We start from the raw sequence: 1,185 nt of genomic DNA on the forward strand, positions 1-1,185 counted from the left end.
CATCCCGACACCGTGGCGCAGGCCTCGGGAGCGGCGGCCAAGGCCCTTTCCCTGGCCACGCGGGGCAAGGTCCAGGTGCCCTCGGCAATCAGTTGGATCGATCCGGAAATCTGCGCGGGATGCCGGACCTGCATCGATCTTTGCGCCTACAGCGCCATCAGCTTTGACGCGCGCCGCCAGATCTCGGTGGTCAATGGCGCCCTGTGCAAGGGCTGCGGCAGCTGCGCGATGGCCTGCCCGTCCAATGCGGCTCAGGTGAAGCATTTTCGGGGCAAGCAGGTGTTTGCCGAACTGGATGGGATTTTGGAAGCGCTCACAGCTGTCGGCTAAGATAGTTTTAAGTTTAAAGTGTTAAGTTTTAAGTTAAGGTATTCTGTCTATTTAAAAAAGGACCCGATCCGTTCCTTAACACTTAAAACTTAACACTTAACACTATTTATTGGAGAATATGATGACCTCTTTCGAACCCACCATCATTGCCTTTGTGTGTAACTGGTGCACCTACACCGCCGCCGATCTGGCCGGCACTTCCCGGCTGACCTACCCCAAGAACATCCGCCTGATCCGGGTGATGTGCACGGGCATGGTGGACCCTCAGTACGTGATCAAGGCTTTTCTGGAAGGGGCTGACGGCGTTTTGATCAGCGGCTGCCATCCCGGCGACTGCCACTACATCAACGGCAACTTCAAGGCGCGGCGACGGGTGAAACTGCTCAAGGAGATTCTGCCCCGCTTCGGCATCGACGCCAGGCGCCTGCGTCTCACCTGGATCGGCGCCAGCGACGGAATCCAATTTGCCGGCATCATGGGGGAACTGGTGGCCCAGACCCGCGAATTGGGTCCCATGCTGCCTGATCTGCGGATGGTCATCTAATGGCGCTGGATGCGTACAGGACCCGATATCGGCGTTACGCGAAAACTCTGGAGGGACTATGACCCAGGCATTTCATATCGGCAACCACGATGCGGACGCATTATCCGCAATCCGCTTCTTTTTGACCACGATCATGGAAAAGGCCGGCATCGACGCCATGCTGGTGCCCACCCGCCTGGCCATGAAAAACCGTCTGGCCCCCACGCTGATATCCGATCCGGTGTATCTGGCAGCGGCGGACCCGCTGTCGCCATCCTTTCCGGTCAATGCCGCCACCCAGTTGGCGCGCCTCACGCGTCAGCCGGTCGGTG

The 1,185-nt window shown here is 58.5% G+C and carries 3 protein-coding genes; all 3 read left to right on the forward strand.

Going from position 1 to position 1,185, the window contains the following annotated elements; genetic code table 11:
- Positions 1-330 (forward strand): 4Fe-4S dicluster domain-containing protein (locus JCM12296_RS34970; protein WP_157068204.1); only part of this gene is annotated, 330 nt, incomplete at its 5' end.
- Between the two features lie 118 nt (positions 331-448).
- Positions 449-874 (forward strand): hydrogenase iron-sulfur subunit, encoded by a 426-nt coding sequence (locus JCM12296_RS34975; protein WP_246805337.1) that lies wholly within the window; start codon positions 449-451, stop codon positions 872-874.
- A gap of 58 nt (positions 875-932) precedes the next feature.
- On the forward strand, positions 933-1,185 hold a 253-nt coding region (locus tag JCM12296_RS34980), incomplete at its 3' end, for a hypothetical protein (RefSeq protein ID WP_218188456.1).

Origin of the sequence: Desulfosarcina cetonica JCM 12296, from assembly GCF_001311845.1 — a bacterium.
Lineage (GTDB): Bacteria > Desulfobacterota > Desulfobacteria > Desulfobacterales > Desulfosarcinaceae > Desulfosarcina > Desulfosarcina cetonica.